The following is a 26,997-nucleotide window of genomic DNA, read 5'->3' as shown; positions in this document are numbered from 1 at the left end:
GGGGTAAAACACCCGGGGGGGGCGGTCGTTACCCGGGGCCCCGGGGGGGCGGGGGGGCCCCGCGCGAAACGGGGGCGCCCGGTTCCCCCCCCGCTGGGCCCCCCCGGGGCCTCCCGGTTTTCGTCCGTGCGCTCAGGTCCGCTGCCTGTTGCCCCGGAGCGAGGCCCACAGGGTGTCCCCCACGCCGACGACGGCGACGGCGCCGATCAGCTGGAGCAGGTGGCGGATCCAGTCGATGCCCTTGGTGTCGTTCACTCCGATCCAGGTCGCGACCGCGTTGCCGAGGACGCTGCCGAGCATGCCGAACACGACCGTCAGCCAGAGCGGGATCTGCTGTTTGCCCGGCAGGATCGCCTTCGCGATCAGACCGAGGACGAGTCCCACGATGATCGCCCACAACCAACTCATAGTCGCCTCCTTGTACGCACGTGGACCCAGTCTCGGCTCTTCGGCCACGCGCCGCATGTCGGACAGCGCCATACGCGCCCCGGTCTCGTCCGCGCCGGAGGGCGGGCGTACGGTGGAACGAGGACCGGACCGGGGTGGGTCCGGCGCGACCGGCGGGTGGTGAGCGGCGATGCCGAAGCGTGGCGAAACCGAGGTCTTCCGGATCACCGGGGCCCGGCAGGGGCTCGCCGACGACGTCCGGGGGCGGCAGCGGAGGTACGTCATCTCGATGACGGTCCGGACGCTCTCCGTGATCGCCGCCGCGGTCCTCTGGAACGTCGAGCGGCACGTGGCCTTCGTGGCGCTCGCCCTGGGCATCCTCCTGCCGTACGTCGCCGTGGTGATCGCCAACGCGGGACGCGAGACGGCGCCCTCCCTCCCGTCCACGTTCGTGCCGGCCCCGGTGCGGCCCGCGCTCGGCGCCGGCGGGGCGGCGGTGGACACGGACCCGGACCAGGCCCGCCCGTACGGCCGGAACTGATCACGGTCGACGGCCGGAAACCTCAAGAAAAGCTCAAATCAATCCTGAGGTTCCCGTGCACCCGACCCGGGGTGCCGTGACATACTTCCTACGCGCTCCGCATCCCCCGTCGGAGCGAGAGACCGATGCCGGGCAGCTCCCCCCGTGGCTGCCCGGCATCGCCTTTGCCGGACAATGACCGGGTGAGCGAAGAGAAGCCGATCTGTTCCGCCAAGGGCTGCCGCGCCGACGCCGTCTGGGTGCTCGCGTGGAACAACCCCAAGCTGCACGCGCCCGAGCGGCGCAAGACCTGGCTCGCGTGCGACGAGCACCGCGAGCACCTCTCCGGGTTCCTGGGCGTACGGGGCTTCCTGAAGGACGTCGTCCCGCTGGCCGACTGGGAGTCCGCGGGCCCGCCGGGCGGGTCCTGAGCCCTGTCCGGCGGTCCGGAGCCACCCCCGGGCCGGGGGCGGACGGGTCCGGGCCGGGGGCGGACGGGTCCGGGCCGGGGGTAAACGAGTTCGGGCGCCTCAGCCGCCGATCGCCGACATCGGGCGGTCGGGCTGGAGGAAGTCCGGGGCGTCGAGGCCGGAGCCGGCCTTCTTGCCCCACATGGCCCTCTTCCAGATCTCCGCGATCTCGGCGTCCTCCGCGCCCGAGCGGAGCGCGGCCCGCAGGTCGGTCTCCTCGGTGGCGAAGAGGCAGGTGCGGACCTGTCCGTCGGCGGTGAGCCGGGTCCGGTCGCAGGCGCGGCAGAACGGACGGGTGACGGAGGCGATGACGCCGACCGTGTGCGGCCCGCCGTCGACGGTCCAGCGCTCGGCGGGGGCCGAGCCGCGCTCGTCGGCGCCTTCCTGGGCGAGGGTGAAGCGGGTGCGCAGGGACTCCAGGATGTCCCCGGCGGTGATCATGCCGTCGCGCTTCCAGCCGTGCTGGGCGTCGAGCGGCATCTGCTCGATGAAGCGGAGCTCGTACCCCTCCCCGATCGCCCAGGCGAGGAGGTCGGGCGCCTCGTCGTCGTTCAGTCCGGGCATCAGGACGGCGTTGACCTTGACCGGGACGAGGCCGGCGTCGCGGGCGGCGGCCATGCCGTCGAGGACGTCCCGGTGCCGGTCGCGGCGGGTGAGGGTCTTGAAGACGTCGGGGCGCAGGGTGTCGAGGGAGACGTTGACCCGGTCGAGGCCGGCGGCCTTCAGCGCGGCGGCGGTGCGCTTGAGCCCGATGCCGTTGGTGGTGAGGGACGTCCGGGGGCGGGGCTCCAGGGCCGCGCAGCGCTCGACGATCCCGGTGAGGCCGGGGCGGAGCAGCGGTTCGCCGCCAGTGAAGCGGACCTCGGTGACGCCGAGGCCGGTGACGGCGACGCGGACGAGCCGGACGATCTCGTCGTCCGTGAGGAGGTCCGGCTTGGCGAGCCACTGGAGGCCCTCTTCCGGCATGCAGTAGGTGCAGCGCAGGTTGCACCGGTCCGTGAGCGAGACGCGCAGGTCGGTGGCGACCCGGCCGAAGGTGTCGATGAGCACGCTGGGCCCCCTCCCCGTCTGTGGATCGGTTGGTTTCGATCGCCTCTTCCGAGCCTACGCGAGCGGCCCGGTGTCGGGCAGGACCGTTTGTCACGAGGACCGGCGGGGCCGCGTCGTAGAACTCTACGACGCGGCCCTCCGTACGGGGCGGACCGTATACGGTTCAGTGCGCTCCGACGCCGGTGAGGGACTTGACCTCCAGCTCCGCGTACTTGCCCTTGTCCGGTTCCTCCTTGGAGAGGACCGAGCCGAGCCAGCCGAGCAGGAAGCCGAGCGGGATGGAGACGAGGCCGGGGTTCTCCAGCGGGAACCAGTAGAAGTCGACGCCCTTGAACATCGAGGTCGGCTTGCCGGAGACGACGGGCGAGAACAGGACCAGGACGACGGCGGAGACCAGACCGCCGTAGATGGACCAGAGGGCCCCCCGGGTGGTGAACCGCTTCCAGAAGAGCGAGTAGAGGATCGTCGGCAGGTTGGCGGAGGCGGCGACCGCGAAGGCGAGGGCGACCAGTCCGGCGACGTTGAGGTCGCGGGCGAGGGCGCCGAGCGCGATGGAGACGACGCCGATGAGGACCGTCGCCCAGCGGGCGGCCCGCATCTCCTCCTTCTCCGTGGCCTTTCCGCGCCGGATGACGTTGGCGTAGATGTCGTGGGCGAAGGACGACGAGGAGGCCAGGGTCAGTCCGGCGACGACGGCGAGGATGGTCGCGAAGGCGACGGCCGAGATCACGGCGAGGAGGATCGCGCCTCCGGTGGAACCGGCTCCGCCGCCGACCTCCAGGGCCGCGAGCGGGGCGGCCGTGTTGCCCGCCTTGTTGGAGGCGACGATGTCGCTGTTCTTGAGCAGGGCGGCGGCGCCGAAGCCCAGGACGATCGTCATCAGGTAGAAGGCGCCGATGATGCCGATGGCCCAGTTGACCGACTTGCGGGCGGCCTGGGCGGTCGGGACGGTGTAGAAGCGGATCAGGATGTGGGGCAGGCCGGCGGTGCCGAGGACGAGCGCGATGCCGAGCGAGAGGAAGTCGAGCTTCGAGGTCGCGCTGGCGCCGTACTTGAGTCCGGGCTCCAGGAACGCCTGGCCCTTGCCGCTGTTGGTGGCGGCCGCGCCGAGCAGCTCCGACAGGTTGAAGTGGAACTTCAGCAGGATGAGGAAGGTGATCAGGAGCGTGCCCGCGATGAGCAGGACGGCCTTGACCATCTGCACCCAGGTGGTGCCCTTCATGCCGCCGATGGTGACGTACACGATCATCAGGACGCCGACGAGGGCGACGATCGCGATCTTGCCGCCGTCGCTGGTGATGCCGAGCAGCAGCGAGACGAGGACGCCCGCCCCGGCCATCTGCGCGAGCAGGTAGAAGATCGAGACGACGATGGTGGAGGTGCCGGCGGCGGTGCGGACCGGGCGCTGGCGCATCCGGTAGGCGAGGACGTCGCCCATGGTGAACCGGCCGGAGTTGCGCAGCGGTTCGGCGACCAGGAGCAGGGCGACGAGCCAGGCGACGAGGAAGCCGATCGAGTAGAGGAAGCCGTCGTAGCCGAAGAGGGCGATGGCCCCGGCGATGCCGAGGAAGGACGCGGCGGACATGTAGTCGCCGGAGATCGCCAGGCCGTTCTGGAAGCCGGTGAACTGGCGTCCGCCGGCGTAGAAGTCGGCGGCGCTGCGGGTCTGCCGGCCGGCCCACACGGTGATGACGAGGGTCGCGATCACGAAGGCGCCGAACAGGGCGATGATCAGGGGCCGGTGTTCGCTGGTGGCGTTGCCCGCCGCGAACAGGACGGGGGTGCTCATGCGTCGCCCTCCATACGGGACTTGATGGCCTCGGCCCGGGGGTCGAGCTTGTTCGCCGCGTGCCGCGAGTAGAACCAGGCGATGAGGAACGTGGTGAGGAACTGGCCGAGGCCCAGGACGAGCGCCACGTTGACGTTGCCGAAGAGCCTGGTCCCCATGAAGCCGCCCGCGTAGTTGGAGAGCAGCACGTACAGCAGGTACCAGGCGATGAAGGCGAGGGTGAGGGGGAAGGCGAACGACCGGTGGGCGCGGCGCAGTTCGCCGAACTCCGCGCCCTCCTGCACCTGGATGAACTGTTCCGTGGTGGGTGACGCGGGACCCTGCTCGGTCTCCGTGCCGTGGGGGGCGGGCGGCGGTGCTTCGGTAGCCACGGACTCTCCTCGTGACGCGGGACGGACGGCTTGCTCGGAGGGGGCTTCACCGGCGTGCGGGAGCCGGGGCTCCGGGGAGCCCTCCCCTGCACAACGGCACGGAGGGGGAAGCGAAGCGGTTCACTCCGAGGATTTTCTCGGGCAGATCTTCATGAAGTCTTCTCAACTCATTGATGAGGAAGGAAGACGGCGATAGCTTCACTCGTCATGCACCTGATCGCGCGTAAACCCGCGCGCGACCAGTACATACGGATGATGTGGAGAACCCATGGCTCATCTGGGATCGAGGCGCGGCCGAGCTCTCGCTCTGCCCGTCGGCCTCGCGCTCACGGCCTCGCTCGGCTTCCTTCCCTCCGGCGCCGCCACCGCCGCGGAACTGAGCGACGCCCCGGCGGCCGCCACGGTGGCGTCGAACGGGCCGACCCTGTCGTACGTCGTGAACGTCGACGGGGGCCGCTCGGCCGCCAGGTCGGTGAAGAAGGCGATAGCCGCCGCGGGCGGCACGATCGTCGTCTCGTACGACCAGATAGGCGTGGTGGTCGTCCACTCGCAGAACCCCGAGTTCGCGAAGACGATCCGCACGGCGCGCGGCGTGGTGTCGGCCGGCGCGACCCGTACCGCTCCGCTGTCCGTGCAGACCGACGACTCCGTCGACGAGGGCTCGCAGACGCTGACCCAGGCCGAGGCCAAGGCCGCCGCGGCCCGTGCCACGGACGAGCAGGACGCCCTCGAGCCCCTGCAGTGGGACCTCCCGGCCATCAAGGCCGACAAGGCGCACCAGCGGACGCTCGGCAGCAAGCGCGTGACCGTCGGCGTCATCGACACGGGCGTGGACGACACCCACCCGGACCTGGCGCCGAACTTCAACGCCGCGAAGTCCGCCAACTGCGTGTCCGGCAAGCCGGACACCACCGCCGGCTCGTGGCGTCCGAACCCGGGCGAGAGCGACCACGGCACGCACGTCGCCGGCACGATCGCCGCCGCCAAGAACGGCATCGGCGTCACCGGTGTCGCGCCGGGCGTGAAGCTCGCCGGCATCAAGGTGTCCACCCCGGACGGCTTCTTCTACACGGAGGCCGTGGTCTGCGGCTTCGTGTGGGCGGCCGAGCACGGCATCGACATCACGAACAACAGCTACTACACCGACCCGTGGATGTTCGCGTGCAAGGACGACGCGGACCAGAAGGCCCTCATCGAGGCCGTCACCCGCGCCACCCGCTACGCGGAGCGCAGGGGCACGGTCAACGTCGCGGCGGCCGGCAACTCCAAGTTCGACCTGGCGGCCGACTCGATCCTCGACAACAGCAGCCCGAACGACTCCACGCCGGGCGACCGGGTCATCGACCCGAAGAAGTGCTTCGACTACCCGGCGATGCTGCCGGGCGTCGTCACGGTCTCCGCGACCGGCGCCAAGGACCTGAAGGCGTCCTACTCCAACTACGGCCTCGGCGTGATCGACGTCGCCGCCCCCGGCGGCGACCGCACCGAGTACCAGACCCCGGACGCCCCGGCGGTCAACGGCCGCATCCTGTCGACCACGGTCAACGGCGGCTACAACTACAAGGCGGGCACGTCGATGGCCTCGCCGCACGCGGCGGGCGTCCTGGCGCTCATCAAGTCGAGGCACCCGCACGCGAGCCCGGCGGCGCTCAAGGCGCTGCTGTACGCGCAGGCCGACAAGCGCGCGTGCACCGACCCGTACGACATCGAGGGCGACGGGAAGATCGACGCCGTCTGCGAGGGCGGCAAGAACAAGAACGGCTTCTACGGGGCCGGTCTGATCGACGCGCTCGACGCCGTCCGCTGGTAACGACGGCCATCGGGCCCCGGTGTGGTACGCCACACCGGGGCCCTTTCGCGTGGCACCGGCTGCCATAGTGCGGGCATGGACACCACGGCGCACACGGCGCGCACCGGTACGGAGCTGTTGTGGTCGGCGCTCGGCGGTGACCCCGCCCCGGTCGACCGGGTCTCGTTCACGGGGCCCCCGGGTCTGCTGCCGGCCCGGCTGCCGGTGATGGACCTGGCGCGGGCCTCGGTCGCGGTGGCCGGGCTCGCGGCGGTCGAGCGGGCGGGGCTGCCCGGACCGGTCCGGGTGGACGACGGAGCCGTGGCCACGGCCTTCGTGAGCGAGCGTCACCTGCGGATCGACGGGCGGGCGCCGGTGAACTTCGCGCCCCTCTCGCGGTTCTGGCGGGCGGCCGACGGCTGGGTCCGCACCCACGCCAACTACCCGCACCACCGGGCGGCGCTGCTCGCCGCCCTCGGCGTGCCGTCCGGGACGGTCGAGGACGTGGCGGCGGCGATCGGCGGGCAAAGGGCCGACGAGGTCGAGACGGCGGTGTACGGGGCCGGGGGCCTGGCCGTCGCCGTGCGCACGCCCGGGGAGTGGGCGGCGCACCCGCAGGGCCGGGAGGTGGCGGCGCGGCCGCTGCTGACCCGGGAGCGCCTCGACGAGGCGCCGCCCCGGCGCCGTTCGGGGCCGCTCCGGGTCCTGGACCTGACCCGGGTGCTCGCCGGGCCGGTCGCGACCCGGACGCTTGCGCTGCTCGGCGCGGACGTGCTGCGGATCGATCCGCCGGGCCGTCCGGAGCTGCCCGACCAGCACGCGGACGCGAACGCCGGCAAGCGGACGGCCGCCCTCGACCTGGACCGCCCCGCGGACCGGCGCACCTTCGACGCGCTCCTCGACGCGGCCGACGTGCTGGTGACCGGCTACCGGCCGGGCGCCCTCGACCGCTTCGGCCTCCACCGCCCGGGGCTCGTCACGGCCCGGGTCTCGGCCTGGGGCGAGGAGGGGCCGTGGGGCGGGCGGCGCGGCTTCGACTCCCTGGTGCAGGCGGCGACCGGGATCGCCGTCGTGGAGGGCTCGGCGGAGGAGCCGGGCGCGCTGCCCGCGCAGGCGCTCGACCACGGCACCGGTTACCTCCTGGCGGCGGCGGTCCTGCGGACGCTGACCGAGCAGGACCGGGACGGCGGCACCCGGCTGGTCCGGGTCGCCCTCGCGCGGACGGGCCACTGGCTGACGCACGCGCTGCCCGCGTACGACCCCGAGCGGTACCTCGCCGAGTCGGAGGGCCCGCTCGGGCGGCTGCGGCACGCGCTGTCGCCCGTCGCGTACGAGGGCGGCCCGGCGGGCTGGTCGCGTCCGCCGGGGCTGCCGGGGGCGGACGCGCCGGTGTGGCGGTAGGAGGTCTCCCGGGAGGGGCGCCGTCCGTCCGGAGGCCGGGCGCGCGGCCGACCGGGGGGACGGGTGGGGGGACGGCCGACCGGGGGGACGGGCGGGGCCCCGGGGCCCCTACCTTCCGCTCCGGGACGCGCGGAGGACTCCCGTGGTCAGGAGGCACTGGGCGGCGATGTAGGTCAGCATGATCCAGAAGTCGGGCGCCGGCGGCTGCGGCCACGCGGCGACGCCGGTGGCGATGAGGGTGTCGGACAGCAGGAAGAGGGCGCCGCCGAGGCCGGCGAGGGGCCCGAGGGCGCTCGCGCGCCAGGCCGTGGCCGTGAGCAGCAGCGCGTACCCGGCGACCGGGATCCGAAGCCCGGCCGGGAGGTCGGGCCAGAGGAGCGCGACGGTGCCGCCGAAGGCGGCCGCGTACAGGGTGCCGAGCGCCGGGGACGTGCGCCGGCGGCCGAAGAGGGCCAGGTAGCAGACGTGCCCGGCGGCGAAGGAGCCCATGCCGGCGAGGAAGGCCCAGTCGGCGCCGAAGAGCAGGAACACGTCGCCGCCCCAGCCGAACAGGAGTGCGGCGAGCAGGAGCTTCGGGGCGCCCCGGGTGGCGGCGTACGCGGCGAGCAGGGGCATCAGGAGCGGCTTGGCGATCTGGTGGCCGGGCCCGGCACCGGCGAGCAGGGAGACCAGGTCGACGGCGGCCGCGAGCCCGAGGGCGGCGAGCAGCGCGCGGGAGAGGGGGGTCGCGCGCGCGTCGGGCGGCGCGGTCCGCGGCGCGGCGGGGGCGTTCACGCGGCGGGCCCGGCGGGGGCGGGGCCGGCGGCGGGACCCGCCGCGACCGGGTCGGCGGCGGCCGGGCCGGACGCGGACGCCGGGGGCGTCCCGGGCTGCCAGCCGGGGCCCCGGAAGAGCCTCCCGGCCCGCTCGCGCCAGTCGCTCGCGGCCCGCAGGTCGCGGGCGATCGCCGCGTACTCGTGGGTGGCGACCCGGAGCGGGTTGTAGGTCTCGATGTTCTTGGTGAGGCCGTAGACGGGCCGTTCGGTCTCGCCGACCCAGGAGCCGAACATCCGGTCCCAGACGATCAGGATGCCGCCGAAGTTCCGGTCCAGGTAGCCGCCCTGGGAGGCGTGGTGGACGCGGTGGTGGGAGGGGGTGTTGAGGACGTACTCGAAGGGCCGGGGCAGCGTGCCGACGCGTTCGGTGTGGATCCAGAACTGGTAGACGAGGTTGACCGAGTAGCAGAAGGCGACGGCCGCCGGGTGCACGCCGAGGGCGATCATCGGCAGGTAGAACGGCCAGGAGGTCACGCTGGTCCACGGCTGGCGCAGGGCGGTGGTGAGGTTGAACCTGCGGCTGCTGTGGTGGACGACGTGGCAGGCCCAGAGAACGCGGACGACGTGGTGCCCGCGGTGCTGCCAGTAGTAGAGGAAGTCCTGCGCGAGCAGCATGAGCGGGATCGTCCACCAGAGGACGGGGACGCGGAGCGGGGTCAGCTCGTAGACGGCGGTGTAGATCGCGACCACGGGGATCTTCCACAGGGCGTCGAAGGCCAGGCTCCCCAGGCCCATGCCGATGCTGGTGGCGGCGTCCTTGGCCTCGTACCCGGCGGCCTCCTCGTCGGGGTGGAGGCGGTGGCTGATCATCTCCACGACGGTGAGCAGGACGAACGCCGGTATGGACCAGAGCACGACATCGGGCAGGTTCGGCATGCCGTCGACGGTAGAGGCGGGGGCCGGGGCGCGGCTAGACGTTGTTACCAACAAGTATGCGAGACGGGTTGTCAGCGGGCTTTGGCACCTTCCGACAAGGGGAATCCGGGCCGCCGCCCTCCGGGGGAAGGGGGTCCGCGGGGCACCGGGGAGAGAAGTGTCGGTCCCGGCCCGTATCCTCAATGACCATGCCCGACGACCTCACGACAGCAGCAGCGTGGCCGGCCGCCTACCCACAGGGGTACGCGGTCGTCGACGTGGAGACCACCGGCCTCGCCCGCGACGACCGGATAGTGTCGGCTGCCGTCTACCGGCTGGACGCCCGGGGGAACGTCGAGGACCACTGGTACACCCTCGTCAACCCCGAGCGCGACCCCGGTCCGGTGTGGATCCACGGGCTGACCAGCGACGCCCTGGAGGGCGCGCCGCTCTTCGCGGAGGTCGCGGCCGAGTTCGCGGCCCGGCTCGACGGGCGGGTCCTGGTCGCGCACAACGCGATCTTCGACTGGCAGATGATCGCCCGGGAGTACGCGCGGGCCCGGTCCACCGCCCCCGTGCGGCAGCGCCTGTGCACGATCGCCCTCGCCAAGGAGCTGTCGCTGCCGCTGCCCAACCACAAGCTGGAGTCGCTCGCCGCGCACTTCGGCGTCGTGCAGCAGCGCGCGCACCACGCCCTCGACGACGCCCGGGTGCTCGCCGAGGCGTTCCGGCCGAGCCTCCACGCGGCGGCCGAGCGGGGCGTACGGCTGCCGCTCCTGGAGTGCCGTCCGCTGACGGAGTGGAACGCCTCCCCGGCGGCCCCGTCCCCGTACCCCTCCTCCCGGGCGAACGGCTGGCGCCCCTCTCGGAAGCGGCCGGCCTGCCCGTACCCCAACCCCGGCCGGTACGAGGCGGACAAGCCGCTCAAGCAGGGCATGCGGGTGGCGTTCTCCGGGGACACCTCCATCGACCGCGAACTCCTGGAGGACCGCACCGTCGAGGCGGGCCTCCACGTGTCCGGCAGCGTCTCCCGGCTGACGAGCCTGCTGGTCACCAACGATCCGGACTCCGCCACCTCCAAGACCCTCAAGGCCAGGTCCTTCGGCACGCCCGTCGTGGACGAGGCCGCCTACACCCAGCTCCTGCGCGACGTGGCCCCGGCAGACGGGTGACGTGCGCGGCCCGGCGGGCGCGCCGGACCGCGTCCGCCCGCCGGGGACCGCACCCTGTGGCGCATGGCACGTTGTGAGGTCTGCGGAAACGATTACGGCATGTCCTTCGAGGTCCACGCCCAGGGCGCGGTCCACGTCTTCGACTGCTTCGCCTGCGCCATCCACCGCATGGCGCCCATCTGCGAGCACTGCCGCGTCCAGATCATCGGACAGGGCGTCGAGGTCGAGGGCAGTTGGTACTGCGGCGGCCACTGCGCCCGCGCGGAGGGGAAGGCGGGCATCGTCGACAAGGTCTGAGGAAACGTTTCCGGAAACGGCCTCCCGACGGGGCCGAACCCCCGCGCGTGCACCCCGTGGGCGGAGTTGTACCGTTCATGGGGTGTACCGCTTCCTGTTGTCCCGGCAGTGGGTGATCCTCACCCTCGTGGCTCTCGTCCTCGTCCCGACGATGATCGAGCTGGGCTTCTGGCAGTTCCACCGGCACGAACGCCGGACCGCCCAGAACGCCCTGATCGCGGACAGCATCGCGGCGAAGCCCGTCCCGGTCGAGGAGCTCACCGCCCCCGGACACACCGTCCCGCGCGCCGACTACTGGCGTCCGGTCACCGCCACCGGCACCTTCGACACCGCCCACGAGGTGGTCGTCCGCCGTCGCACCTCCGCCGACGACCGGGTGGGCGTGCACGTCCTGACCCCGCTGGTCCTGCGGGACGGCCGGGTCCTCCTGGTCAACCGCGGCTGGGTGCCGGCCGCCGCCGACCAGCGCTCCTACCCCCCGGTGCCGCCGCCCCCCCGGGGCGAGGTCACGGTCACCGGCCGCCTCAAGGCGGACGAGACCACCGGTGCCAGCGGCATCAAGGACCTGAAGGGCCTGCCCGAGCGGCAGGTCATGCTGATCAACAGCCGGCAGCAGGCCGAGCTGACCGGCCGCGAGGTCCTGGGCGGCTACGTCGAGCAGATCGCGCCCGCCCCGGCCGGCGGCACCATCGAACCCGTCCCCGCGCCCGACCACGACTCGATCGGCGCCCACATGGCGTACGCCGTGCAGTGGTGGCTCTTCGCGGCCGGGGTGCCCGTCGGCTGGGTGATCCTGGTCCGCCGGGAGAAGCGCGACCGCGAGCAGGCGGCCGCCCCGGGCGCCGCCGGGCCGCCGGAGCCCTCGGGAGCCCCGGACCCCTCCGGGCCGCCGGAGCCCTCCGGAGCGCCCGCGCCGGACACCGCCGGATCCCGTCCCGTCGCGTCCCGCTGACCGGGGCGGCGCGCCGCCCCGCCGTCCGCCCGCCGCCCGGCCCGTCCGCCGGGCGGCGCCGCCGTCGCCGCGGCCGATCGCCGTCGCCCCGCTGATTGACCGCCGTCGCATTCGGGAAAAGCCCGAGCGTGACGCAACGCATCGACGACTACGCCCTCATCGGGGACCTCCAGACCGCCGCCCTCGTCGGCCGCGACGGATCGATCGACTGGCTGTGTCTGCCGCGGTTCGATTCGGGCGCCTGCTTCGCCGCCGTCCTCGGCGACGAGGAGAACGGGCACTGGCGGATCGCCCCCAAGGGCGCCACCACCTGCGCCTCCCGCCGGTACGCCGGGGACACCCTCGTCCTGGAGACCTTCTGGAAGACCCGCACCGGCACCGTCAAGGTCCTCGACTTCATGCCGCAGCGGGACGCGTACCCCGACGTGATGCGGATCGTGGAGGGCGTCAGCGGCCGCGTCGAGATGGGCTCCGTCCTGCGGCTCCGCTTCGACTACGGCTCGGTCGTGCCCTGGATGCGCCGGTCCGACGGGCACCGGGTGGCGGTCGCGGGACCGGACGCGGTCTGGCTGCGCAGCGAGCCGCACGTGAAGACCTGGGGCCAGCAGTTCTCCACCTGCTCCGCCTTCACCGTCGCCGCCGGGGAGAAGGTGGCCTTCGTCCTGACCTGGCACCCCTCGCACCAGCCGCGCCCCGACCTGGTCGACCCCTTCGAGGCCCTGGAGCAGTCGCTCGCGGACTGGCGGGAGTGGTCGGCGCGCTGCACCTACCGGGGCCCCCACCGGGAGGCGGTGCTGCGCTCCCTGATCACCCTCAAGGCGCTCACGTACGCCCCCACCGGCGGGATCGTCGCCGCCCCCACCACCTCCCTGCCGGAGGAGGTCGGCGGCGTGCGGAACTGGGACTACCGCTCCTGCTGGCTGCGCGACTCCTCCCTCACCCTCGGCGCGCTGCTCGCCGCGGGCTACGTGGAGGAGGCGGCCGCCTGGCGGGACTGGCTGCTGCGCTCGGTCGCGGGCGACCCGGCCGACCTCCAGATCATGTACGGCCCGGCCGGGGAGAGACGGCTGCCCGAGACGACCCTGCCGTGGCTGCGGGGGTACGCCGGCTCGGCGCCGGTACGGACCGGGAACGCGGCCGTGGACCAGTTCCAGCTCGACGTGTACGGCGAGGTCATGGACTCGCTCAACCGCGCGCGGGAGGCCGGCATCCCGGCGGAGCGGCACGCCTGGAACCTCCAGCTGAGCCTGCTGGGGTTCCTGGAGTCGACCTGGCGGGAGCCCGACGAGGGGCTGTGGGAGGTGCGCGGGCCGCGCCGCCACTTCACCCACTCCAAGGTGATGGCCTGGGTGGCCGCCGACCGGGCCGTGCGCACCCTGGAGGCCGATCCCTCGCTGCCGGGGGACGCGGCGCGGTGGCGGGCCATGCGGGACGACATCCACGCCCAGGTGTGCGACAGGGCGTACGACCCGGTGCGGAACACCTTCACCCAGTCGTACGGTTCGCGGGAGCTGGACGCCGCCACCCTGCTCATCCCCCAGGTCGGCTTCCTGCCGCCGGAGGACCCCCGGGTGGTGGGCACGGTGGACGCGATCAGGGCGGAGCTGACGCACGACGGCTACGTGCGCCGGTACAGCGCCGACTCGACGTCGGTGGACGGCCTGCCGGGGCAGGAGGGCACCTTCCTGGTCTGCTCGTTCTGGCTGGCGGACGCGCTGCGGCTGACCGGGCGGGCCGGGGAGGCGCGCGAGCTGTTCGACCGGCTCGTCCGGCTCCGCAACGACGTGGGCCTCCTCGCGGAGGAGTACGACCCGGCGACCGGCCGCCAGCTCGGCAACTTCCCGCAGGCGTTCAGCCACATCGGCCTGGTGGGCACGGCGTTCGCGCTGGCCGGGGAGGACGGGGACCCGGCAGGATAGGGCCATGGATCTGGGACTGAAGGACCGTGTGTACGTGGTGACCGGCGCGACGCGGGGGCTCGGCCGGGCCTCGGCGGAGGCGTTGCTCGCCGAGGGCGCCAAGGTGCTGGTCACCGGGCGCGAGGAGAAGACGGTCGCCGAGGCGGTGGACGCGCTGGGTCCGGACGCGGCCGGGATCGCCGCCGACAACGCCGACCCGGGGACCCCGGCCCGGCTGATCGCGGAGGCCAGGTCCCGGTTCGGCGGCTTCGACGGCATCCTGATCAGCGTCGGCGGCCCGGCGCCCGGCTTCGCGGCGGACAACACCGACGAGCAGTGGACCGCCGCCTTCGACACCGTCTTCCTGGGGGCGGTCCGGCTGGCCCGCGCGGCGGCCGGGACGCTGGGCGAGGGCGGGGTGATCGGCTTCGTCCTGTCCGGGTCGGTGCACGAGCCGATCCCCGGTCTGGCCCTCTCCAACGGGCTGCGTCCGGGGCTCGCGGGGTTCGCCAAGTCCCTCGCCAACGACCTGGGGCCGCGCGGGGTCCGGGTCGTCGGGCTGCTGCCGGGCCGGATCGACACGGACCGGGTGCGCTCGCTCGACGCGCTCTCCGGGGACGCGGACGCGGCCCGCGCGGCGAACGAGGCCGCGGTGCCGTTGCGCCGGTACGGCACGCCGGAGGAGTTCGGGCGGACGGCGGCGTTCCTGCTGTCGCCGGCCGCCTCGTACCTGACGGGCCTGATGCTGCCGGTGGACGGCGGGGCCCGCGGCGGCTTCTGAACCGGTCGGCCCGCCGTTCCGTCCTCAGGCGACCCGGCGGGCCCGGTGCTTCACCGCGCGCAGGCGCGCCTCGGTGGGCAGGGACGACAGGCCCGTCGCGGTGCGGGCGTGGGCGAGGGTCCGGGAGCTGAGGGTGGTGAGCACGTCGCCCGGCGAGGCGTGCGGTTCGAGCCGCAGCCGTACCCGGGCGCGGGGGGCGTCCCGGCGGCCGGTGAGGGAGAACCGGGCGCGGGCCACGCCGTCCTGGTCGGCGGTGTCCGCCTCCAGGACGTCCTCCAGGGCCCGGCCGCGCAGGTTCGCCTCCTCGCCGTCGCCGCTGTCGACGACGACCTCGGAGAGCCTGGCCCGGCGGAACTGGGCGATCAGCCACCAGAGGGCGAGCAGGACGATCACGCCGAGGACGGCGATGACCACCGGCCACCACCAGCCCTCGTCCCGCCAGCGCTGCCGGTCGGCGGTGGTGAGCAGGACGTCGGAGGGGCCCGACCAGGGCCACCAGGACGGTACGGAGAGGCCGGCGGCGGCCGCGAGGACGGAACCGCCGAGGAGGACGAGGATCAGCCCGGCGAGGCCGAGCAGGACGCGGTTGACCCGGCGGAGGACGACGGTCACCTGGCGGTCCTTTCCTGGAGTGTCGGCGTCATGTCCCGGGAGGTCATCGGCTCATCCCTTCTCGGGCGGCCGGGTCACCCGTACCTTCGGCGCGGGCGGGCGGGCGAGGCCGAGGTCGCGGATGCCCGCGCCGACCGCCCGCTCCAGGTCGGTGCGGACCTCGTCGAGGTCCCGGAAGTGCGAGACCGCCCGGACGGTGGCCCGGGAGCGGCGGACGCGCACCCGGGCGGAGCGGACGCCGGAGACCTCCATGGCGCGGTCCCGCAGGGCGAGGGCGGCGGCGTCGCGGTCGAGTCCGGCCCGTACGTCGGTGTGCTCGCGGCGCATCGGGAGGACGGACCGCAGCCCGGGGGTGAGGGCCAGGAGCAGCAGCCAGAGGCCGAGGAGCGCGGCGACGGACGCGCCCGCGAGGACCCACCCCGAGTCGAGCGGCCGGGTCGCGAGGCCGTCGGCCGTCTCCTTGCGCCAGGCCATGGCGGAGTGGTCGGCCCGTACGGCCGCCACGTCGTAGAGGAGGAGTCCCGCCCCGCCGAGGACGACGGCCGCGAGCAGGGCCGCCGGAACGCGCCGCACCGACCAGAAGCGGCGGGCGCGGGCCACGGGGGCGGTGTCGGGCTCTTCCTCCCGGGCGGGGGAGGCGGCCCGTTCCTGGGTGGTGGTCATGAGAGGCGGCCCCTCGGTGAGTCGTCGCGGGTGAGCGCGGAGTGGAGGCGTTCCACGCGGACGGCCACCTCGTGGACCTCCATGCCCACGAGGTGTTCCACCCGGCTGCGGACCCGGCCCCGGACGGCGCCGCACCGGCGGCCGATGTCGGAGGGGTAGTCGAGTTCGAGGTCGATCGCGATCCGGGCGGCGTTCCGGTGGACGTCGACCGAGGCGTGGGGCTTCGAGCCGCCCTCCGGGACGCCGCCCAGCGCCTCCCGGGCCGCCCGTGCCGCGATCTTCGCGACGACCCGGTCGGCGATGTCGGTCGCTCCCCGGTCACGGACCGGGTCCCGTGCCGCGTCCGCCGCCGGGGCCGCTGCCAGCTCCGTCGCCACCTCGCGTCACCGCCGCCGGTCGCCGCGTTCGCGTGCCCGGAACAGGTCGCCGGGTTCGAGGTCTCCGTCGAGGAAACGACCGGCCACGAAGCCGATCGCCCCGAGGGCCGCGATCAGCAGAAACGCTCCGAAGCCGCCGAAGTACCCGGCGAAGCCGAGAGCCATGCCGGCCAACAGGCCGGCCACCGTCATGCTCATGTACGAGTCCCTTTCCTGGCCCTGATCACCGGGGTCCGGCGGCCGCCCGGGGCGGCCGCCGGAGGTTGTCACTGGAGACGGCGCTGGTCCTCGTCGTCCCCGTCGTCGTCATCGTCGTCGTCGGGCAGTTTCACGTCGCTGACGGCGATGTTGACCTCCACGACCTCCAGGCCGGTCATCCGTTCCACGGCGTTGATGACGTTCTCACGGACACCGCCCGCGACGTCGGAGATGGCGTAGCCGTACTCGATCACGATCTCCAGGTCGAGCGCGGTCTGCACCTCGCCGACCTCGGCCTTCACCCCGCGGGTGACGTTCGACTTGCTGCTGCCGCCGGGGACCTTGTCGCGCACGGCGCCGAAGGTGCGGGAGAAGCCGCTGCCCATGTCGTGGACGCCGTCGACGTCGCGCGCCGCGAGCCCGGCGATCTTCTCCACCACGCCGTCGGCGATGGTCGTCTTGCCCCGGGTGGCGGCGGAGCCACTGCGCTTCACCAAGGGAGAGCGGCGCGTCTCGTCGGACGAGGAGCCGCCGGAGTGAGTGGTGTCCGTCATTAGTTTCGCCCCTTCTGGGTTATTTCGGGGTTCTTCGATCACGTTAAGGGCGGTTTCCCCGTTTTGCTCACCGAATGCGGCAATCTGAGGGAATGACGACGGCTGAGAGTTGGACGGCGGTGGTCCGGGACCGTCTCGCACCGGGCAGGCTGCTTCCGCTGGGAACGGCGGAGGACGGCGCCTGGATCACGGAACGCGCGGTACGGCGGGTCCTCGACCGGGCCGCCGCGACGGTACGGGGGGTGGTGCCCGGCACGCTCCGGGTCGGGCCCGACCCCGACGGGGAACAGGGGCCGGAGCCGCTTCCGGTGCCGCCGGGCGGCCTGCCGCCGGGGGCGCTGCGGATCACCGCGGACTTCGGGGCGGTGGTGGGCCGGCCGCTGCCGGAGCTGACCGAGGAGCTGCGGGCGGCCCTGCGCGGATCGGCGGTGGAAGAGATCGGGCTCGCGGTGACCGCCGTGGACCTGCGGGTGACGGATCTGCTCGACGCGCCGCCGGAGGAGGAGCGGGCCGCTCCCCCGCCGGGCCGGCCCTCACCCGCGACGGACGACCCGGTGGCCCTGGCGGTCCTGCGGGTCGAGGGCGTGGCGGGCGTGACGGACGTGCTGGGCCCGCCCGTGCGGCGGGGTGGGGACGGAGTGCGGGTGGAGCTGGCCGTGACGGCGGGCCGCCGCCCCCTGGACGTGGCCCGTGCCGCCCGGAGCGCCGCGACCGCGGCCGCCGAAGGGGCGGCCGCGGTCACGGTGCTGGTGTCGGAACTGCGCTGAACGGGTGCGCGGCCCGGACGCGGGCCGCGCCCACCGGGCGCCCGGTGTCAGTCGCCGAGGCCGGCGAGGTCGCGCAGGCGGCGTCCCTGGGCGGCGCGCTCGGCGGCGCGCTGCTCCTCGTAGGAGCGTCCGGAGACGCCCTGCAGGAGCGCCTTGGTCTCGTTGACCGCGTCGCGGGGCGCCGCGAGCAGGGCGGCGGAGAGGTCCCGTACGGCCGCGTCGAGGTCGCCGGCGGGCACGGCCAGGTTGGCGAGGCCGATGCGCTCGGCCTCGTCGGCGTGCACGAAGCGGCCGGTGACGCAGATCTCCAGGGCACGGGCGTAGCCCACGAGCGAGACGAGCGGGTGCGTCCCGGTGAGGTCCGGGACGAGGCCCAGACCGGTCTCGCGCATGGCGAACTGCACGTCCTCGGCGACGACCCGCAGGTCGCAGGCGAGGGCGAGCTGGAAGCCCGCGCCGATGGCGTGCCCCTGGACGGCCGCGATCGACACGAGGTCGCTCCGGCGCCACCAGGTGAACGCCTCCTGGTACTCGGCGATGACCGCGTCGAGGTCCTCGTCGGAACCCCGGGCCATGTCGAGGAAGGACGGCTCGCCGTCGAAGCCCTCGGGCGTGAACGCCTGCCGGTCGAGTCCGGCGGAGAAGGACTTGCCCTCCCCGCGCAGGACGACGACCCGCACGCTGCCCGGCAGCGACCGTCCGGCTTCCGTCAACGCCCGCCACAGAGCGGGAGACTGAGCGTTGCGCTTCGCCGGATTGGTCAGGGTCACCGTGGCAACGGCGTCCTCGACGGTGAGCCGCACACCGTCCTTGTCGAGTACGGATTCGCGTACGGGTTCAGAGTCGTCGAGCGTGGTCATGGAGCGCCTCCGGTTCCGGTGCAGCACTGCGTCAGGTACTAAGTGACTGCACAGTAACCACCCGGCCGGGGGCGGGGCCGACCGGGTGGCCACCGGAAGACCCGGTGGCCCGGCCGGACCGCCCCGGCGTCAGGCCGAGGCCGCCTTCTTGCCCCGTGTCGCTCCGCCGCGTCCCCGCAGCGTGACTCCGGACTCGCTGAGCATCCGGTGGACGAATCCGTAGGAGCGGCCGGTTTCCTCGGCCAGCGCCCGGATGCTCGCACCGGAGTCGTACTTCTTCTTCAGGTCTGCCGCGAGCTTGTCGCGCGCGGCGCCGGTCACCCGGCTGCCCTTCTTCAGAGTCTCGGCCACCCGTGCCTCCTCATGGGAAGTGCGCTCTGGACTTCTCATGATCACCCCTCACGTCCGTCCTGGCCACCCATTCGACGAGGTCCGTGCCGCTTCGTCGGCGGACGAGTACGGCATCACCACGACCGGAAGCTCACGTTCCACATGATCGCGCGGGCCCTTTCGTCCCGGGGGCGACGAGAAGTGCCAGGTCAGCGCGGGGCCGGGGGGACACGTACGGCGCGGGCCCGCCGGAAGGTTCCGGCGGAGCACCGCGCCGATGGGTACGAGACGTCCTCACTCAGATGAAGGACCGCCCATGAGCCGAATGATCCAGCCCCGGGTGATCGTTCCCGGCCCCGGAGGCCCCGTCGGGGGCCCGGGGAGGGGCCGCCGCACGGAGCCCGGGGGATCAGGCCAGGGCCACCAGGTCCGCGTAGTCCGCGCCCCACAGGTCCTCGACGCCGTCCGGGAGCAGGATGATCCGCTCCGGGTCGAGCGCCTCGACGGCGCCCTCGTCGTGGGTGACGAGGACGACGGCGCCCTTGTACGTGCGCAGCGCGCCGAGGATCTCCTCGCGGCTGGCCGGGTCCAGGTTGTTGGTGGGCTCGTCCAGGAGCAGCACGTTCGCCGAGGAGACGACCAGGGTCGCCAGGGCGAGCCGGGTCTTCTCGCCGCCGGAGAGCACCCCGGCCGGCTTGTCGACGTCGTCGCCGGAGAAGAGGAAGGAGCCGAGCGTCTTGCGCACCTCCACCAGGTCCAGGTCGGGCGCGGCCGAGCGCATGTTCTCCAGGACGGTCCGCTCGGGGTCGAGCGTCTCGTGCTCCTGCGCGTAGTAGCCGAGCTTCAGGCCGTGGCCCGGGGTGACCTGGCCGGTGTCGGGCCGCTCGACGCCGCCGAGGAGGCGCAGCAGGGTCGTCTTGCCGGCGCCGTTGAGGCCGAGGATGACGACGCGCGAGCCCTTGTCGATCGCCAGGCTCACGTCGGTGAAGATCTCCAGGGAGCCGTACGACTTGGAGAGCCCCTCGGCCGTCAGCGGGGTCTTGCCGCAGGGCGCGGGCTCGGGGAAGCGGAGCTTGGCGACCTTGTCCGAGGCGCGGACCGCCTCCAGACCGGAGAGGAGCCGCTCCGCGCGCTTGGCCATGTTCTGCGCGGCGACCGTCTTGGTCGCCTTGGCGCGCATCTTGTCGGCCTGCGAGTTGAGGGCGGCGGCCTTCTTCTCGGCGTTCTGGCGCTCGCGCTTGCGGCGCTTCTCGTCGGCCTCGCGCTGCTGCTGGTAGAGCTTCCAGCCCATGTTGTAGACGTCGATCGTGGAGCGGTTGGCGTCCAGGTAGAAGACCTTGTTGACGACGGTCTCGACCAGGTCGACGTCGTGGGAGATGACGATGAAGCCGCCCCGGTAGGTCTTCAGGTAGTCCCGCAGCCAGACGATGGAGTCGGCGTCGAGGTGGTTCGTCGGCTCGTCCAGGAGGAGCGTGTCGGCGTCCGAGAAGAGGATGCGGGCGAGCTCGACGCGGCGGCGCTGACCGCCGGAGAGGGTGTGCAGCGGCTGGCCGACGACCCGGTCGGGCAGGCCGAGGGCGGCGGCGATGGTGGACGCCTCGGCCTCGGCCGCGTACCCGCCCTTGGTGAGGAACTCGGTCTCCTGGCGCTCGTACTGGCGCAGGGCCTTCTCGCGGGTGGCTCCGGAGCCGGTGGCGATGCGCTCCTCGTTCATCCGCATCTTCTTGAGCAGGGTGTCGAGGCCGCGGGCGGAGAGGATGCGGTCGCGGGCCAGGACGTCGAGATCGCCGGTGCGCGGGTCCTGCGGCAGATAGCCGACCTCACCGGAGCGGGTGATGGTGCCGGCGGCGGGCTGCCCCTCGCCCGCGAGGCACTTGGTGAGGGTGGTCTTGCCCGCTCCGTTGCGGCCGACCAGGCCGATGCGGTCGCCCTTGGCGACGCGGAAGGAAGCGGACTCGATGAGGACACGGGCACCGGCGCGCAGCTCGATGCCGGAAGCGGTGATCACGGACAGACTCCAGAGCGGTGGGGAACGGCGGAAGGACGGGGTGGAGGGCTTCGACGCCGCTAATGCACGGGGAGAATGGCCATACGGCCAGTCTAACGGGCTCCTGCAACTGGTTTTCGGCCGTGCGGGCAGCCCCGCGGGGCCCGGGGGCGCGCCCGGCGTCCTCCCGGGCACCCGCCGGCGCATCGCAGGAGGGGCGGCGGGTAGAAGGGCGTCCGATACTCGGCGCGGGACGGTGACCGTCCCGCGGACACGTGGAGGGTGGTGGGCCGTGCAGTTCGACGACGACGCCGATCTGGACACCTCGGAGGTCAACGACGTCAGGGGCAGCCGCATCCCGGGCGGCGGGGCGACCATCGGCGGCGGCATCGTCGGCCTCGTCGCGCTGGTCCTGGGGCTGTTCTTCGGCGTGGGCCCGGACCAGCTGGGACTCTCCGACGGCGGCGACCAGCCGGCCGCGACCTCCTCCTCGGCGGCGCAGGTGAACCGGACCTGCCGGAAGGGCTCCGACGCCAACGCGCGCGAGGACTGCCGGATCGTGGCGGTCGTCAACAGCGTGCAGGACTACTGGCGGGGCGAGTACCCGCGCCGGGGCGGCCGCTACACCACGGCCCCCACCGAACTGTTCACCCAGCGGGTCGGGACCGCGTGCGGCACCGCGACCTCGGCGGTGGGCCCGTTCTACTGCCCCGGTGACCGGCAGGTCTACCTGGACCTGGACTTCTTCGACGAGCTGCGCACCAAGTTCGGGGCGAGCGGCGGCCCCTTCGCCCAGGCGTACGTGGTGGCGCACGAGTACGGCCACCACGTCCAGAACCTGATGGGCACCCTGGACAGGGCCCAGGACGGCCGGACCGGCGAGAACTCCAACTCCGTACGGGTCGAACTCCAGGCCGACTGCTACGCGGGCGTGTGGGCGCGGCACGCGACGACCACGCCCGACGAGAAGACGGGCAGGCCCCTGCTGACGAAGCTCACCGACCAGGACATCCAGGACGGCCTGAACGCGGCGGCCGCGGTGGGCGACGACCGCATCCAGGAGAAGTTCCAGGGCCGGGTGACGCCGGAGAGCTGGACCCACGGTTCGGCGGCGCAGCGGCAGCGGTGGTTCTACACGGGCTACGAGAGCGGCGACATGGCCCGTTGCGACACCTTCCGCTGAGCGGGGCGCCCGGGTCCGGCGCGGCGGGGCGACCGCGCGCCGGGCCCGTTCCGTTCCCCCCGTCCCCCGTCGCGCCTCACGCTCCCCCGGTGTGGACCTGGAAGGCGGCCCGGCGGACCGCCTTGGCCAGGGCCGGGTCCGGGTGGGCGGCGGCGAGGGCGACCAGGACCTGGACGGTACGGGGGTGGCCGACCGCCCTGACCTCGTCGAGCAGCGCGGGGACGGTGCCCTGCACGGCGGCGTCGAGGTGGCGGACGAGCAGCGCGCTCTCCCCGTGGTCGGCCACGGCCGCGGCGGTGTCCACCCAGAGCCAGGTCGCCTCCTCGCGGGTCAGCACCTCCTGGGCCTCGTCGGGATCGGCCCCCTCGTACTCGGCGAGCCAGAGCAGCGCGTACGGGCGCAGCGAGGGCTCGGCGACGGTGGCCCGCACCTCGGCCTCGGCGGGGGCCCCGACGACCCGGAGCGCCTCGAAGGCGAGGCCGCGCAGCAGGGCGTCCTCGCCCCGGGCGACGGCGAGGAGTTCGCTCACGGCGCTGGAGAGGGTGCGGGCCGCGAGCCAGGCGCGGTACTCGTCGCGGGCCGGGCCCGGGGTGAGCCGGGCGCAGCCGCGGAGCATGTCCTCGGCGGACCGCTCGATGTTGCCCGCGGGGCTCTGCGCGGCGACGCAGATCTGCTCCAGCTTGACCCAGACCGCCCAGTTGCCGAGCGGGGTCAGGGTGGCGTGACGTCCGTCCGCGCCGGAGTCCAGGGTGAGGGCGCCGACGGCGGCCAGGCCCTCCAGGGCCCAGTCGAGGAGGGCGGGAAGGCCGTCGTTGTCCGCCTGCGCGGAGATCTCCGGGGCCTGTTCGGGGGCCGGGACCTCGCAGCGCTCCCCGCGCAGCTCCACGACCCGCTGGCCGAGGAGGTCGAGGAGGGCCGGGACGAGGACCGGGCCCTGGGAGAGCTGGAGCAGCGAGAGGACCTGCGGGAGGGCCTCGACGACCTCGGCGACGGCGCCCGGGGCGACCCCCTCGGGGGCCGGGTGCACCAGGGACCAGGCGTCGAAGAGGGCGACCCAGCCGCGCAGGACGGCGGAGTCGTCGCGGTCCCACGCCCGCAGCCGCCAGCCGGGGCGGGCGGTGTCGCCGTGGAGTTCGACGAGTCCGGCGAGCCGGGCGCGGTCCCAGCCCGCCCGGACCTGTCCGGGCGTCAGGTCCAGCGCGGCGGCGGCCCGCTCCTGGACGGGGACGGCTCCGGGACCGGTGCGGAGGGGCGTCCCGGTTCCGGGGCGGGTGCGGGAGGCCGTCCCGGGGCCGGCGGCCGGTGCGGTTCCGCACTCGGCGGCGGCCCAGCGGGCGATCCGTACGGCGTCGGCGAGGACGTGCCGGGCCTGTCGGGCGAGCTCCGCGCGGGGCGGGGTGCCCTCGGGCGGCCGCGGCGCCGGCCGGGTGCGCCGGGTCGTCACGGCCCGTCGGGCGGTGGCCAGCGCCCGCGGACGGACGAGTCGGAGTCTGGAGTTGCGCGCCAATGGTTCATCGGGCTTTCGAGACGTCACGGGGGCAGTCTTCCCGCTGACGGCCCGAAAGCCCAATCGGAATCCTCCGGCCCGTCGGAGACGGGGCGGGGACGGGCCTCCGGCCCGCCCCGGGACCGGGAACGGTCCCGGGGCGGGCGGGCCTCAGAGCAGGGGGGTGAGGAAGCGGCGGAGGGACTCCTCGTAGCGGGACGGGTCGGGGTTCCACATCGCCGCGTGCGGGGCGTCCCGGACGGTCCGGAGACCGATCGTGCCGGGATGGTGGGCCGCGAGGTCGACGGACGGCTCCCAGGGGGCGATCGTGTCCTCGGGGCCGTGGAAGAGGAGGACCGGGGCGCGCAGGGCGCCCGGCACCGAGGCGGCGCGGAGGCGGTCGCCGTGCGGGCCGGTCCTGGCCATGGCGGCCCGGACGGCGAACGGGACCAGGGGGCCGGGGACGTGGCGGGCCGCGGCGAGGGCGCGGAAGGTGGCCTCCCAGTCCAGGACCGGGGAGTCCAGGACGAGGCCGGCGATCCGGTCGCGCACCCCCGACTCGGCGGCGGCACGCAGCGCCATCGACGCCCCGGTCCCCCAGCCGTGCAGGACGATCTTCGCGGCGCCCCGGCGGACGGCGAACCGGAGGGCGGCGTCGACGTCGCGCCACTCGGAGTCGCCGAGATGGGTGAGGCCGCCGGGGACGGGGGGCGCCCCCTCGTCCCCCCGGTAGGTGGGGACGAGGACGGGGATCTGGCGGCGGTGGTAGAAGGGGACGAGGTTCAGCGGGTGCTCGCGGGTGGCGCCGAGCCCGTGCAGGGCGATCACCCAGACGGAGCGCGGGGCGGGCACGAGCCAGGCGGGCAGGGGGCCGAGTTCGCCCGGGATCTCCACGTCCTCGTGGACGAGTCCGAGGGCGGTCGTCGGCGTCCCCCGGTGCAGCGCGGGGGTGAGCCGGACGCGGGCGCCGGGGCCGGGGGTGCCGAGCTCGACCCGTTCCAGGCGCCGGACGACGGTGTCGGCGGTGTGCGGGGCGTGGGCGAGGACGGGTCCGAGGACGGCGTGCAGGCCGGGGGCCTCCATGCCGTACGTGCCGGGCCGCAGCGAGGCGAGGCTGCGGGTGAGGGTGATCCGGTCGGGGGTCGTGGCGTGCACGGTCAGTCTCGGATCACCGGGCAGGGGCCGCTCCGACGGCACCTTGAGGGCGAGGTCGCTGGCGTACCGGCCGACCGCCACCGCGGCCGCGCCGACACCGATCAGGGTGGTGACGGCCGTTGCCGTCGCTGTAGCCGGGCGCACGCTCCCAGTGTCCGCAGGGTGGGGGCGGACTGCCACCCGACGTGCGGGGCGGGCGGCCGGGACGACCCGTACGGCCCCGGGGCGGGCGACCGGGACCGACCCGTACGGCCCCGGGGCGGGCGCGGGGCGGTCCGCCGCGTCCGCCGTCCGGGGAGACGCGGGCCGCCCCGGGACGCGCGGGCGGGCCCGGGTCCCAAGCGGAATCCCCCGGCACCGGATAGGGACACCACGCCGCCCGCCCCAGTTCATCTTCCGTTCATCCAGGTTGCTTACGTTCGACGAGCCACTGACGTCAAACGATTGCCTGGGTAAATGGAACACATCACGCTGCTGCTCGCCATTGTGGTCGTGACAGCTCTCGTGTTCGATTTCACGAACGGTTTCCACGACACCGCCAACGCGATGGCCACGACCATCTCGACCGGTGCGCTCAAGCCCAAGACGGCGGTGGCCATGTCCGCCGCGCTGAACCTCGTCGGCGCGTTCCTGTCCGTGGAGGTCGCCAGGACGATCTCCGGCGGGATCATCAACGAAGAGGGCATCCGCACAGAGGTGATCTTCGCCGCGCTGGTCGGCGCCATCCTGTGGAACCTGCTGACCTGGCTGCTCGGACTCCCGTCCAGCTCCTCCCACGCCCTCTTCGGCGGTCTCATCGGCGCCGCGGTCATGTCGGCCGGCTGGTCGGCCGTGAACGGCTCCACCATCATCACCAAGGTCCTCATCCCGGCCGTCGCCGCGCCGATCGTCGCCGGCCTCGCCGCGATGGCCGCCACCCGGCTGACGTACCTGATCAAGGCCGACCCCGGGGCGAAGGCCACGGCCAAGGGCTACCGGGCCGGCCAGATCGCCTCCGCCGGTCTCGTCTCCCTCGCCCACGGCACCAACGACGCCCAGAAGACGATGGGCATCATCACCCTGGCCCTGGTCACCCAGGGCGTCGTCGCCCCCGGCTCGAACCCGCCCCTGTGGGTCGTCGTCTCCGCCGGCGTCGCCATCGCGCTCGGCACCTACCTCGGCGGCTGGCGCATCATCCGCACCATGGGCAAGGGCCTCACCGACCTCCGGCCGCAGCAGGGCTTCGCCGCCCAGACCAGCGCCGCCACGGTCATCCTGGCCTCCTCGCACCTCGGCTTCTCCCTCTCCACCACCCAGTCCTGCTCGGGTGCCGTGATGGGCGCCGGCCTGGGCCGCAAGGGCGGTGTCGTCCGCTGGTCGACCGCGACCCGGATGTTCGTCGCCTGGGGCCTGACCCTGCCCGCCGCGGGCCTGGTCGGCGCCGGTGCCGAGTTCCTCACCAAGCAGGGCCCCTGGGGCATCGCCGCCGTCGCGGTCCTGCTGATCGCCGGGTCGGCCGTGATCTGGTCGCTCTCCCGCCGCAAGCCGGTCGACCACCACAACGTCACGGCCGACGACCCGTACGCCGAGGAGCCCGCGGGCGTCGTGACCACCGCCGTCGCGGCCGTCACCCCGCCGCCGGCCGGCTCCTTCACCGCCGTCACGGACGAGGACCTCAGGGCGACCATCCCCGCCCCGGTCCCCACCGACCCGACCGCTCCCCCGGCCCCGGCCGCGAAGGTCTAAGGAAAGAACCGCATGAAGATCGACTGGGCAGCCCTCGGCTCCGTCTTCGGAGTCAGCCTCGTGGCGACCGTCGCCCTGGTGGGCCTCTTCTCCCTCGGCATCGTCGGCCTCACCAAGCAGGAGGAGGCCGCCGCCCGGGGGGACTCCGCCGCCCCGGCCCGCGCAGGTGCCTACGCCTGCTTCGGACTGTGCCTGGCGGCCGTGGCCTACGGCATCCACCTGATCGTCGCCTGACGGTCCCCGCTCCGCCGGCCGGGCGGTCCGCACCTCCGGGTGCGGGCCGCCCGGCTTCCGTGTCTGTGGCACTCCGCACAGTGCGCCGCCGCAGGTCAAGGGGGAGTTGACGCCCGTTCTCGGGGCGTGGTGGACTGCCGGGGCCATGAGAGCGTGTGCCGTGAACGGCGTCGTCCGCCCCGGAGGGCGGGCGGCACTTCCGGCACACGCCCTACGGCGGCAGCAGAGGAAGTCCGGTGCGAATCCGGCGCGGTCCCGCCACTGTGACCGGCCCCCCGGGGGCCGGGAGTCAGGAACTCTCGCCGCCGGTCACGTCGAT

At 73.8% G+C, this 26,997-nt stretch carries 29 protein-coding genes and 1 riboswitch; of the genes, 13 read left to right on the top strand and 16 right to left on the bottom strand.

Features of this window, described 5'->3' with window-relative positions; all coding sequences use genetic code 11:
- Positions 1 to 132 precede the first annotated feature (132 nt).
- A complete protein-coding gene (locus ACFYZY_RS10610) occupies positions 133 to 408 on the bottom strand; it encodes a GlsB/YeaQ/YmgE family stress response membrane protein (protein WP_388691943.1) in 276 nt (91 codons plus the stop codon).
- A 169-nt stretch (positions 409 to 577) separates the two neighbouring features.
- Here ACFYZY_RS10610 and ACFYZY_RS10605 point away from each other — a divergent pair, with 169 nt between their 5' ends.
- Positions 578 to 928 (top strand): DUF3099 domain-containing protein, encoded by a 351-nt coding sequence (locus ACFYZY_RS10605; RefSeq protein WP_388691941.1) that lies wholly within the window; start codon positions 578 to 580, stop codon positions 926 to 928.
- A 182-nt stretch (positions 929 to 1,110) separates the two neighbouring features.
- The gene (locus tag ACFYZY_RS10600; protein WP_388691939.1) at positions 1,111 to 1,338 is read left to right on the top strand and encodes a hypothetical protein; all 228 of its coding nucleotides are present in this window, start codon (positions 1,111 to 1,113) and stop codon (positions 1,336 to 1,338) included.
- Between the two features lie 99 nt (positions 1,339 to 1,437).
- Here ACFYZY_RS10600 and moaA read toward each other — a convergent pair whose 3' ends face one another.
- The 3 genes from moaA to ACFYZY_RS10585 form a co-directional block, all read right to left on the bottom strand.
- Complete coding sequence (moaA, locus tag ACFYZY_RS10595) at positions 1,438 to 2,427, bottom strand: GTP 3',8-cyclase MoaA (RefSeq protein ID WP_388691937.1); 990 nt, start codon at positions 2,425 to 2,427, stop codon at positions 1,438 to 1,440.
- Between the two features lie 163 nt (positions 2,428 to 2,590).
- On the bottom strand, positions 2,591 to 4,216 hold the full coding sequence (locus ACFYZY_RS10590; protein WP_388691934.1) for a cation acetate symporter: 1,626 nt from the start codon (positions 4,214 to 4,216) through the stop codon (positions 2,591 to 2,593).
- On the bottom strand, positions 4,213 to 4,587 hold the full coding sequence (locus ACFYZY_RS10585; protein ID WP_388691932.1) for a DUF485 domain-containing protein: 375 nt from the start codon (positions 4,585 to 4,587) through the stop codon (positions 4,213 to 4,215). Before ACFYZY_RS10585 ends, ACFYZY_RS10590 begins: the two co-directional genes overlap by 4 nt.
- A gap of 268 nt (positions 4,588 to 4,855) precedes the next feature.
- Here ACFYZY_RS10585 and ACFYZY_RS10580 point away from each other — a divergent pair, with 268 nt between their 5' ends.
- Positions 4,856 to 6,397, top strand: coding sequence for a S8 family serine peptidase (locus tag ACFYZY_RS10580; RefSeq protein ID WP_388691929.1), 1,542 nt, complete (start codon positions 4,856 to 4,858; stop codon positions 6,395 to 6,397).
- Between the two features lie 75 nt (positions 6,398 to 6,472).
- Complete coding sequence (locus tag ACFYZY_RS10575; RefSeq protein ID WP_388691926.1) at positions 6,473 to 7,777, top strand: CoA transferase; 1,305 nt, start codon at positions 6,473 to 6,475, stop codon at positions 7,775 to 7,777.
- Positions 7,778 to 7,885: 108 nt separating this feature from the next.
- On the opposite strand, the gene ACFYZY_RS10570 is transcribed toward ACFYZY_RS10575, so the two are convergent.
- On the bottom strand, positions 7,886 to 8,551 hold the full coding sequence (locus tag ACFYZY_RS10570; RefSeq protein ID WP_388691923.1) for a lysoplasmalogenase: 666 nt from the start codon (positions 8,549 to 8,551) through the stop codon (positions 7,886 to 7,888).
- Positions 8,548 to 9,468: a sterol desaturase family protein gene (locus tag ACFYZY_RS10565; RefSeq protein WP_388691921.1), complete on the bottom strand. Its 921-nt coding sequence runs from the start codon at positions 9,466 to 9,468 to the stop codon at positions 8,548 to 8,550. Before ACFYZY_RS10565 ends, ACFYZY_RS10570 begins: the two co-directional genes overlap by 4 nt.
- Before the next feature lie 182 nt (positions 9,469 to 9,650).
- Between ACFYZY_RS10565 and ACFYZY_RS10560 the strand changes: the two genes are divergently transcribed.
- From ACFYZY_RS10560 to ACFYZY_RS10540, 5 genes are all read left to right on the top strand, one after another.
- Positions 9,651 to 10,619 carry a DEDDh family exonuclease gene (locus ACFYZY_RS10560; RefSeq protein ID WP_388691918.1) on the top strand — a complete coding sequence of 323 codons (969 nt, stop codon included), beginning with the start codon at positions 9,651 to 9,653 and terminating at the stop codon, positions 10,617 to 10,619.
- A gap of 63 nt (positions 10,620 to 10,682) precedes the next feature.
- The gene (locus ACFYZY_RS10555; RefSeq protein WP_388691915.1) at positions 10,683 to 10,916 is read left to right on the top strand and encodes a hypothetical protein; all 234 of its coding nucleotides are present in this window, start codon (positions 10,683 to 10,685) and stop codon (positions 10,914 to 10,916) included.
- Between the two features lie 82 nt (positions 10,917 to 10,998).
- Positions 10,999 to 11,868 carry an SURF1 family protein gene (locus tag ACFYZY_RS10550; protein ID WP_388691912.1) on the top strand — a complete coding sequence of 290 codons (870 nt, stop codon included), beginning with the start codon at positions 10,999 to 11,001 and terminating at the stop codon, positions 11,866 to 11,868.
- A 128-nt stretch (positions 11,869 to 11,996) separates the two neighbouring features.
- Positions 11,997 to 13,787 (top strand): glycoside hydrolase family 15 protein, encoded by a 1,791-nt coding sequence (locus tag ACFYZY_RS10545; protein ID WP_388691909.1) that lies wholly within the window; start codon positions 11,997 to 11,999, stop codon positions 13,785 to 13,787.
- Positions 13,788 to 13,791: 4 nt separating this feature from the next.
- Positions 13,792 to 14,547, top strand: a complete 756-nt coding sequence (locus ACFYZY_RS10540; protein ID WP_388691906.1) for an SDR family oxidoreductase — start codon at positions 13,792 to 13,794, stop codon at positions 14,545 to 14,547.
- A 24-nt stretch (positions 14,548 to 14,571) separates the two neighbouring features.
- On the opposite strand, the gene amaP is transcribed toward ACFYZY_RS10540, so the two are convergent.
- From amaP to ACFYZY_RS10515, 5 genes are all read right to left on the bottom strand, one after another.
- Complete coding sequence (amaP, locus tag ACFYZY_RS10535) at positions 14,572 to 15,159, bottom strand: alkaline shock response membrane anchor protein AmaP (protein WP_388691903.1); 588 nt, start codon at positions 15,157 to 15,159, stop codon at positions 14,572 to 14,574.
- Positions 15,160 to 15,210: 51 nt separating this feature from the next.
- Complete coding sequence (locus ACFYZY_RS10530) at positions 15,211 to 15,822, bottom strand: DUF6286 domain-containing protein (protein WP_388691900.1); 612 nt, start codon at positions 15,820 to 15,822, stop codon at positions 15,211 to 15,213.
- Positions 15,819 to 16,199, bottom strand: coding sequence for an Asp23/Gls24 family envelope stress response protein (locus ACFYZY_RS10525; RefSeq protein WP_388691897.1), 381 nt, complete (start codon positions 16,197 to 16,199; stop codon positions 15,819 to 15,821). The genes ACFYZY_RS10530 and ACFYZY_RS10525 overlap by 4 nt, the downstream gene beginning before the upstream one ends.
- 6 nt (positions 16,200 to 16,205) lie before the next feature.
- Positions 16,206 to 16,397, bottom strand: a complete 192-nt coding sequence (locus ACFYZY_RS10520) for a hypothetical protein (protein ID WP_388691894.1) — start codon at positions 16,395 to 16,397, stop codon at positions 16,206 to 16,208.
- Between the two features lie 68 nt (positions 16,398 to 16,465).
- Positions 16,466 to 16,951: an Asp23/Gls24 family envelope stress response protein gene (locus ACFYZY_RS10515; protein ID WP_388691891.1), complete on the bottom strand. Its 486-nt coding sequence runs from the start codon at positions 16,949 to 16,951 to the stop codon at positions 16,466 to 16,468.
- Positions 16,952 to 17,043: 92 nt separating this feature from the next.
- On the opposite strand from ACFYZY_RS10515, the gene ACFYZY_RS10510 reads away from it, so the two are divergent.
- The gene (locus ACFYZY_RS10510) at positions 17,044 to 17,718 is read left to right on the top strand and encodes a hypothetical protein (RefSeq protein ID WP_388691888.1); all 675 of its coding nucleotides are present in this window, start codon (positions 17,044 to 17,046) and stop codon (positions 17,716 to 17,718) included.
- A gap of 47 nt (positions 17,719 to 17,765) precedes the next feature.
- Here ACFYZY_RS10510 and ACFYZY_RS10505 read toward each other — a convergent pair whose 3' ends face one another.
- The 3 genes from ACFYZY_RS10505 to ACFYZY_RS10495 all read right to left on the bottom strand — a co-directional run bounded on the left by ACFYZY_RS10505 (position 17,766) and on the right by ACFYZY_RS10495 (position 20,916).
- Positions 17,766 to 18,578 carry an enoyl-CoA hydratase/isomerase family protein gene (locus ACFYZY_RS10505; protein ID WP_388691886.1) on the bottom strand — a complete coding sequence of 271 codons (813 nt, stop codon included), beginning with the start codon at positions 18,576 to 18,578 and terminating at the stop codon, positions 17,766 to 17,768.
- Positions 18,579 to 18,707: 129 nt separating this feature from the next.
- Positions 18,708 to 18,929 carry a helix-turn-helix domain-containing protein gene (locus tag ACFYZY_RS10500; RefSeq protein ID WP_006123601.1) on the bottom strand — a complete coding sequence of 74 codons (222 nt, stop codon included), beginning with the start codon at positions 18,927 to 18,929 and terminating at the stop codon, positions 18,708 to 18,710.
- Between the two features lie 388 nt (positions 18,930 to 19,317).
- A complete protein-coding gene (locus ACFYZY_RS10495; RefSeq protein ID WP_388691883.1) occupies positions 19,318 to 20,916 on the bottom strand; it encodes an ABC-F family ATP-binding cassette domain-containing protein in 1,599 nt (532 codons plus the stop codon).
- 271 nt (positions 20,917 to 21,187) lie between these two features.
- Here ACFYZY_RS10495 and ACFYZY_RS10490 point away from each other — a divergent pair, with 271 nt between their 5' ends.
- Entirely contained in the window at positions 21,188 to 22,078 is an 891-nt protein-coding gene (locus ACFYZY_RS10490; RefSeq protein WP_388691880.1) for a neutral zinc metallopeptidase, read from the top strand.
- Between the two features lie 76 nt (positions 22,079 to 22,154).
- On the opposite strand, the gene ACFYZY_RS10485 is transcribed toward ACFYZY_RS10490, so the two are convergent.
- Positions 22,155 to 23,612 carry a hypothetical protein gene (locus tag ACFYZY_RS10485; protein ID WP_388691877.1) on the bottom strand — a complete coding sequence of 486 codons (1,458 nt, stop codon included), beginning with the start codon at positions 23,610 to 23,612 and terminating at the stop codon, positions 22,155 to 22,157.
- Positions 23,613 to 23,735: 123 nt separating this feature from the next.
- Entirely contained in the window at positions 23,736 to 24,863 is a 1,128-nt protein-coding gene (locus ACFYZY_RS10480; RefSeq protein WP_388691875.1) for an alpha/beta hydrolase, read from the bottom strand.
- Between the two features lie 312 nt (positions 24,864 to 25,175).
- Between ACFYZY_RS10480 and ACFYZY_RS10475 the strand changes: the two genes are divergently transcribed.
- Positions 25,176 to 26,444, top strand: a complete 1,269-nt coding sequence (locus ACFYZY_RS10475) for an anion permease (protein WP_388691872.1) — start codon at positions 25,176 to 25,178, stop codon at positions 26,442 to 26,444.
- 12 nt (positions 26,445 to 26,456) lie between these two features.
- Positions 26,457 to 26,678, top strand: a complete 222-nt coding sequence (locus tag ACFYZY_RS10470; protein ID WP_388691870.1) for a hypothetical protein — start codon at positions 26,457 to 26,459, stop codon at positions 26,676 to 26,678.
- 224 nt (positions 26,679 to 26,902) lie between these two features.
- A riboswitch (cobalamin riboswitch) is annotated at positions 26,903 to 26,977 on the top strand.
- Positions 26,978 to 26,997 lie beyond the last annotated feature (20 nt).

The sequence above is a fragment of the Streptomyces sp. NPDC001744 genome (assembly GCF_042892575.1).
In the GTDB taxonomy this organism is placed as follows: domain Bacteria; phylum Actinomycetota; class Actinomycetes; order Streptomycetales; family Streptomycetaceae; genus Streptomyces.
The sequence above is the reverse complement of the archived record's forward strand: the minus strand, read 5'-3'. Positions and strand labels throughout refer to the sequence as shown.